Here is an 8,315-nt window from a genome sequence, read left to right on the forward strand (position 1 = left end):
ATGGTCTAATTCGTCAGAAAAATTACTATTATGCCATTGCTTTAACAGTCTTTTTTATTTTTTTGTCGTGTGCTGAGTCTTTTATTATATTTTATAAGTAGGTGAACATATTTAAATATGATTTTCCGTTCGCCCTGAGCTTGTCGAAGGGTAGTAAAACCTGAGAAATACTGTTTCGTAAGATGAACGGTTTTCTTTCTATACCTTTTATATTTACATTAAATCAAAAGCTTAACTATGGCAAAAAACAATATCGTTATCGGTTTTATCGGCTCAACCTTAGACCAAGGCAAAAATGATAATCGTTGGTTGCGTTGGCGACCGACTTTAAGTTTGTTAATGCATGATGATTTGCAGATTGATAAATTGATTTTGTTGCACGACCGTCAGCATCATAACTTACTCAAAACCATTCAAAGCGATGGTGAGCAATTATCGCCAAATACCGTGATTGAAGGGCGTCATGTCAGCATCCGTGACCCTTGGGATTTTTCTGATGTGTATGGCGTGCTGTATGATTTTGTCAAAGACTTTGAGTTTGATACCGAAAATAATAATTATTTTTTACACATCACCACAGGCACGCACGTGGCACAGATTTGCTGGTTTTTATTGATTGATGCCCATTATTTACCTGCAAAATTAATTCAAACTTCACCAAATACCGCCAAGCAAGCACAGGGCGAATATCGCGTTATTGACTTGGATTTATCACGTTATGATGCCTTAAAAAGCCGTTTTGCCGATGAACAAGAGCAACATTGGCAACAGCTCAAAGCCGATATTGCCACCAAAAATCCTGCCTTTAACCAATTGATTTCACAAGTGGAAAAAGTCGCCACCCGTTCCAATGCCCCGATTTTAATCATGGGGGCGACAGGTGTGGGCAAATCACAGCTTGCCAAACAAATCTTTGCCCTAAAAAAAGAAACATTGCATCTCACAGGGCGATTTATTGATGTCAATTGTGCCACGCTCAAAGGTGATAGTGCCATGTCTGCTTTATTTGGGCATATCAAAGGGGCATTTACAGGGGCGAATCAAGCACGTGATGGTTGGCTAAAATCCGCTGATGGCGGTGTGTTATTTTTGGATGAAATTGGCGAATTGGGTTTAGACGAACAAGCCATGTTACTCAAAGCATTGGAAGATAAATCATTTTTCCCAGTCGGTAGTGATAGTGCCATACAAGTGGATTTTGCCCTAATTGCAGGGACGAATAAAGATTTACGCTTGGCGGTGCAAGCGGGTGATTTTCGTGAAGATTTATGGGCGAGATTGAATACATGGACGTTCTTTTTACCGAGTTTAAAACAGCGTAGCGAAGATATTGCCCCGAATATTGAGTTTGAATTGGCACGTTTTGCTACGCAACAGCAACGGCAATTGCGTTTTTATCAAGATGCCTTGCAAGATTATTTGGCATTTGCCCAGTCCAATGATGCCACTTGGCAAGGCAATTTTCGTGATTTGATCGCCAGTGTCACGCGTATGGCGACTTTGACTGATGGGGCGTACATCAATCGAGATACGGTACATCAAGAAATTGATCAGCTTAAACAGCTTTGGGGCGTATCACAGGCTATTGAAAATAAAAACAATATTTTAGAAAAATTATTTTCTGCTGAGCGATTGGCTGAGTTGGATGAATTTGATGTGATTCAATTGCAAGGGGTGATTGCACGCTGTATGCAATGCAAATCCATGGCGGATGCAGGACGGCAATTGTTTGCCCAATCTCGGCAAGACAAACGCAATACCAATGACAGCGACCGTATCAAAAAATATTTGGCTCGTTTTGGTTTGACTTGGGTGGATATCGAAAGTGTAAAATAAACAGTAGTTTATTTTGTAGAAATATGTTTCGCAACATGACGGCCTGTAGCCAAACATGCTGTCAATAAATAACCGCCTGTCGGTGCATCCCAGTCCAACATCTCACCACAAAGATAAATATTGGATTGGCGTTTTAAGCTCAAATCGGCATGGAGATACGAAAATTTTACTCCGCCTGCACAGCTAATCGCTTCATCCATAGGGCGAAAACCATCAATCTTAATCGCCAATTGCTTGATGTGCTGTTGCATTTTTTCCGCATTTGACCAATCTTTCTTATCCACAATATCACGCAATAAAGCAATTTTGGTTTTGTCCAAACCCAGCTTCTGCCATTGGGTATTGAGGCTGAGTTTTTTATTTTGACCATATTGTAATAACTTATCTAACAAAGTCTTTTGATCAATATCAGGTAACAAATCAATATATAAAGTCGCTTGTTGTATTTCATTATATTGCAGACGTAGCCCACGCTGACAACGATAAACCAAGCCACCTTCTAAACCATAATGACTAATCACCATTTCACCAAAATGCTTGTCGCTAAGCGTACTCCACGCTTGTACTCGCTTTAATGGCTGTCCAAAATAAGGTTGCATAAAGCTCGACCATGCTTTGAGCACACCCACATTACTGGCTTGCAAAGGTGCAATTTCATCTTTATCAAGCCATTGTTGCCAACGTCCATCACTGCCTAATCTTGACCACGATGCCCCACCACATGCCAAGACCAATTGATCAAAATCAATCGTTTTTAATTGCTGATTTTTTAAATCTAAAATTTGAACCTGATTGCCATCAATCTGCTGACATTGCTGTTGATAATACAGCTTTACCCCTTGAGCAATTAAACGTTTTAACCATGCACGCAATAGTGGTGCAGCTTTCATTTCTACAGGAAAAATTCTGCCAGAGCTACCGATATAAGGTTCTATGCCCAGACCTTGCATCCATTGCATAATCTGCGGTGCATGATAATCGTTTAATATCTCTTGTAAAGCTTGCACATGGTCATAACGCTGAATAAATTGGGCAAAATCTTCATTATGGCTGATGTTTAATCCTGTCTTGCCAGCCATCAAAAATTTGCGTCCTGCTGAGGTTTTTTGTTCATAAATTTCAATATCAAATTTGAGCGGGGAAATTAAATTGCCATTTTTATCGATATTGTATTGTGATAAATATTCAGCACAAGCAAGACCCGCAGGCCCTGCTCCGATGATCATAATTTTTTGTGGTCGATTGTGAGTTGTTGACATGGTAAATCAGGCAAAAGAGAGATTTTGGTCATTATAATGGCTTTTACGATAATCACCAATGTTCACTATCACAATCTCTCATTCAACGCTGTGCCGCCTGTCCTAAACGTGGCTGTACATCATCAAAACGTGTCACATAACCTGTAGGCTTTTGAATAATCAACTCTTGGCAATGCTCACCACGTTCTAGATATTTAATCTCAAAATGTGTACGTGCTGAAGTCGCTTCGATAGTACGGCGTTGATAAGGCAACTGCCACACTTCTTGCAAACGGATCTGTGCTTCATCCAAATATTCTACGATATTACTGGCAAGCACAATTTCACCACCATCAGCGATACGAGATAATAAATATTCAAAAAATGGCATATTTAACCAACGCTGTGTCGCATTGTGTGGCTCTGGATTAGGATAAAGTAAAAACAAACGCTGAATCTGCTTTGGATAGATTGCATGCACTGTCCATGCGATGGCATCCGCATGCACCAAATGTAAGTTTGCCAACGGCTGAATATGTTGTTGCTTTTGCATCGCATCAAATTTTTCTTGGGTACGCTCTACAGCATACAAGATAAAATCTGGATTTTCATTGGCAAACAGATGTGCATGTTTACCTTTGCCTGCACCGATTTCTAAGCAAATAGGTTGCTCTGGGATGGCTTGAAAATGACGAGGCGGACTCAAAAAATGTGGCTGAAACAAACGTGACTCTTGCATAACACCTCCAAACGTTGCGATTCTTTCAAAAAATCAATATTTTTATGTACTTAATTATTATTATCAACTCAAGTCATGAAGTCTATTTTATCTTTGTAAATTCATCACATAAATAAAATCAATCACTTGCCCCTATGCTAAAAAATGACTAAAATCGATTTAGCTTGACGGAGTGCAGTGAATAAACTGCTGAGATTGTATTCATCTATCGATGTAGATACAAATACCGTTGAACCTGATGTGGTTAATACCACCGTAGGAATCAAGTTATTTGCGAAAAATTCTCCATACATTTATTTCTAAGCTGATATAGAATCGTTGGCGTATTTTCCTTAAATGGCTTGGTTTGTAATTGCCATTTTAAAGGACATATTTATGAGCCAACAGTCTTCTTTTTCTGCTGATTTATCTCAGCAAATCGCACAACACGAACAAGATGCCAAAGATTTAATCCGTATTTTACCTGCATCGAAAAAAATTTATGTGCAAGGCTCACGTCCCGACATTCAAGTGCCTTTTCGTGAAATCAGTCTAACCGATACACCGACTGGTTTAGGCGGTGAAGCGAACGCACCAATTTTGGTTTATGATACTTCAGGCGTTTATACAGACCCAAATATACAAATTGATTTAAATAAAGGTTTACCTCATGTTCGCCAAGCGTGGATTGATGAGCGTGATGATACTGAACAACTCGATGGCTTAAGCTCGGCATTTGGACGAGAACGACTCAAAGATATACGCACGGCAGAGATTCGTTTTGCCCATATATCCAAGCCAAGACGTGCGAAAACAAATAAAAACGTCACACAAATGCACTATGCCAAACAAGGCATTATTATCCCTGAAATGGAATATATCGCCATTCGTGAAAATCAACGCCAGCAACAAGGCGTGGATATGCGACAACATCAGGGACAAAATTTTGGGGCAAGAAATCTCAAAGCAATCACCCTTGAATTTGTACGATCTGAGGTGGCAGCAGGACGTGCGATTATTCCTTGTAATATCAATCATCCAGAATGTGAGCCGATGATTATTGGGCGGAATTTTTTGGTCAAAATTAATGCCAATATCGGTAATTCAGCACTTGGTTCAAGCATTGACGAAGAAGTGGCAAAAATGACGTGGGCGACGCGTTGGGGTGCCGATCCATTATGGATTTATCGACAGGGAAAAATATTCACGAAACCCGTGAATGGATTATCCGTAATTCACCAGTGCCAATCGGTACAGTACCCATTTATCAAGCCCTTGAAAAAGTCAATGGTATTGCCGAAGACCTGACTTGGGAGATTTTTAAAGATACGCTGATTGAGCAAGCCGAGCAAGGTGTGGATTATTTTACCATTCATGCCGGCGTATTATTGCGTTATGTACCGCTCACCGCTAATCGTTTGACGGGGATTGTCAGCCGTGGTGGTTCGATTATGGCTCAATGGTGCTTGGCTCATCATCAAGAAAATTTCCTTTATACCCATTTTGATGAAATTTGCGAAATCATGAAAGCCTATGATGTGTCATTTAGCTTAGGCGATGGTTTACGTCCTGGTTGTATTCAAGATGCCAATGACGAAGCCCAATTTAGCGAACTGAAAACCTTAGGCGAACTCACCCACCGTGCATGGCAACATGATGTACAAGTGATGATTGAAGGGCCGGGGCATGTGCCGATGCATATAATTAAAGAAAATATGGATTTGCAGCTTGAAGTATGTAGCGAAGCACCGTTTTATACGCTAGGTCCTTTAACTACCGACATTGCCCCTGGTTATGATCATATTACTTCTGCGATTGGTGCAGCGATGATTGGTTGGTATGGCACGGCAATGCTGTGTTATGTCACGCCAAAAGAGCATTTGGGCTTGCCGAATAAAAAAGATGTCAAAGATGGCATTATTACTTATAAAATCGCTGCCCATGCCGCTGACCTTGCCAAAGGGCATCCTGCTGCTCAAGTACGTGATAATGCCTTATCCAAAGCACGTTTTGAATTCCGCTGGGAAGATCAATTCAATTTGAGTTTAGACCCTGACACCGCACGCAGTATGCATGATGAAACCATGCCAAAAGAAGCACACAAGTCTGCCCATTTCTGTTCAATGTGTGGTCCAAAATTTTGTTCGATGAAAATTACCCAAAACGTCAGAGACTACGCCAAAGGCTTAGATATTGAAAAAGGCATGGCTGAAATGAAAGAAAAATTTCATGATGAAGGCAGTAAGCTTTATCATGACGTGTAATATAACGTCAGTTCGGTTTAAAGCATTACATTTTTAAACCGAACTCACGTTGCGTATTATTTCCTTTGGTTATCGAAAATAAAAATCCACCTTAAATCAATAAGATGGATTTTTTCAATATCACAAAATCAATTACATATTTGGATAGTTTGGACCGCCGCCACCTTCTGGCGTCACCCAAGTGATATTTTGTGATGGGTCTTTGATATCACAAGTTTTGCAATGTACGCAGTTGGCAGCATTGATTTGGAAACGCTTGCTACCATCGCCATTATCCACCACTTCATACACCCCTGCTGGGCAGTAGCGTTGTGCTGGCTCATCCCATTTTGGTAAATTCACCGCAATTGGAATTTCAGCATTGGTCAGATGCAAATGTGCTGGCTGATTTTCTTCATGTACAGTGTTGGAAATAAACACTGAAGACAAACGATCAAAGGTGAGTTTGCCATCTGGTTTTGGATAATCAGGCTTAAAGCTCACTGCATCGACGGTTTTAATCGCTGCAAAATCTTCAGTCAAATCACGCAAAGTAAATGGTACTTTAAACATATTTTGATCGATAAAGTTAAACGCACCGCCCATCCACAAGCCAAATTTATGCATCGCAGGACCGAAGTTGCGAGAGCTATGTAATTCTTCTTTTAACCAAGAATTGTTAAACTTATCGGTATAAGCCGTCACTTCTTTAACAAAGTGGTCATCGCCCTCAATCGCACGAGCGACCATTAGCTCACCGCCTTTGGCAACACCTGCTTGGATGGCTTCAAATACCGCATCAGCACAAAGCATACCTGATTTCATGGCGGTATGTGAGCCTTTGATTTTGGCAAAATTCAAGAACCCTGCATCATCACCGATTAGGCAACCACCTGCAAAGGTCAATTTTGGCAAGGCATTAAACCCACCTTTGACGACTGCACGCGCACCATAAGAAATACGTTTACCGCCTTCCAAATACTGTTTAATCAGCGGATGGGTTTTCCAGCGTTGCATTTCCATAAATGGGAACATATGTGGATTTTCGTACGATAAATCAATAATCATACCTAAAGAAACTTGATTATTTTCAGCATGATATATCCACCAACCGCCAGATGAACCTGTTTCAGTCATCGGCCAGCCGGCACCGTGCATCACCAAGCCTTCTTTGTGTTTGGCAGGATCAATTTCCCATAATTCTTTGATACCAATACCATAATGTTGTGGATCGGCATCTTTATCAAGATTGAATTTTTTGATTAAACGTTTGCCTAAATGACCACGGCAACCTTCTGCAAACAAGGTATATTTGGCATGCAACTCATAGCCTGGTGCAAAGTTATGCGTTGGTTCACCATCTTTACCAACACCCATATCGCCAGTTTGAATGCCTTTTACTGTTGTGCCATCTTCATGGTATAAAATTTCCGATGCAGCAAAGCCAGGGAAAATTTGCACTTCTAATTCTTCGGCTTTTTGACCCAACCAACGCACTACATTACCCAGTGATACAATATAGTTGCCATCATTGTGCATGGTTTTTGGTACCATCCAATGTGGGGCTTCTTTGCTGTTGGTGTCTGATAATAAGAAATAGGTTTTGTCTTCTTTGACCGCTACATTTAGCGGTGCACCTTGCTCTTTCCAGTCTGGGAACAGTTCATTCAAGGCACGTGGTTCAAGCACTGCACCCGATAAGATATGTGCACCAACTTCAGAGCCTTTTTCTACCACACACACCGACAGATCTGGCATCTCATGTTGGATTGCCAATTGGCGTAAACGGATGGCTGCCGATAAGCCTGCAGGGCCTGCACCGACAATCACGACATCAAACTCCATCGCTTCTCTTTCGATGTGCTCCATGTAGAACTCCTTTAAATCATCAAAATATGAGTAGGTTTTGAGCGGTAAATGGTTATCTACAAATATACTGTCAGTTTTACCAATCAATAAAAGCCAACAAAAGCATACAACCAAATATTGCATCTTATAAAGTGTTGTAGTATAGATAAAATATTCATTAAAGCCAATTGGCAAAGCAAGGCTTTTTTACTGTCAATTGGGCATAAATAGCGACTATAAAGTCAATTTTTTAGGACCTTCTCTATGCGAAATAATGATGTAACATCAGTAAATCATGATTTTCAAAGCTTAAATCAGGCTTTACAGCAAATCATGCAAAGTCGCAGTATCCCACCACTATAGCAAAAGAAATTAATAAATGGCACAAATCCACATAAAATAGAAGAACAGGGTATCAATACAATCTAAACG

4 protein-coding genes, 1 pseudogene and 1 riboswitch are annotated in these 8,315 nt (G+C 40.4%); of the genes and pseudogenes, 2 read left to right on the forward strand and 3 right to left on the reverse strand.

Annotation, left to right across the window (positions count from 1 at the left end; genetic code table 11):
- The first annotated feature begins 237 nt into the window (after positions 1–237).
- A complete protein-coding gene (gene rtcR / locus ACEYX7_RS09900; protein WP_374805251.1) occupies positions 238–1,836 on the forward strand; it encodes an RNA repair transcriptional activator RtcR in 1,599 nt (532 codons plus the stop codon).
- Between the two features lie 8 nt (positions 1,837–1,844).
- Here rtcR and ACEYX7_RS09905 read toward each other — a convergent pair whose 3' ends face one another.
- Together ACEYX7_RS09905 and ACEYX7_RS09910 are read right to left on the reverse strand one after the other, a co-directional pair.
- Positions 1,845–3,095: a TIGR03862 family flavoprotein gene (locus ACEYX7_RS09905; protein ID WP_374807082.1), complete on the reverse strand. Its 1,251-nt coding sequence runs from the start codon at positions 3,093–3,095 to the stop codon at positions 1,845–1,847.
- An 82-nt stretch (positions 3,096–3,177) separates the two neighbouring features.
- On the reverse strand, positions 3,178–3,813 hold the full coding sequence (locus ACEYX7_RS09910) for a class I SAM-dependent methyltransferase (RefSeq protein WP_374805253.1): 636 nt from the start codon (positions 3,811–3,813) through the stop codon (positions 3,178–3,180).
- Positions 3,814–3,971: 158 nt separating this feature from the next.
- Positions 3,972–4,092: riboswitch (TPP riboswitch) on the forward strand.
- A gap of 96 nt (positions 4,093–4,188) precedes the next feature.
- On the opposite strand from ACEYX7_RS09910, the pseudogene thiC reads away from it, so the two are divergent.
- Positions 4,189–6,056 (forward strand): annotated as a pseudogene (gene thiC, locus ACEYX7_RS09915) (phosphomethylpyrimidine synthase ThiC).
- A 132-nt stretch (positions 6,057–6,188) separates the two neighbouring features.
- Here the strand turns inward: thiC and ACEYX7_RS09920 are convergent.
- The gene (locus tag ACEYX7_RS09920; RefSeq protein ID WP_374805254.1) at positions 6,189–7,904 is read right to left on the reverse strand and encodes an electron transfer flavoprotein-ubiquinone oxidoreductase; all 1,716 of its coding nucleotides are present in this window, start codon (positions 7,902–7,904) and stop codon (positions 6,189–6,191) included.
- Between the last annotated feature and the right edge of the window lie 411 nt (positions 7,905–8,315).

This window comes from Hubeiibacter jixunmingi, assembly GCF_041928215.1.
Classification (GTDB): domain Bacteria; phylum Pseudomonadota; class Gammaproteobacteria; order Pseudomonadales; family Moraxellaceae; genus Acinetobacter.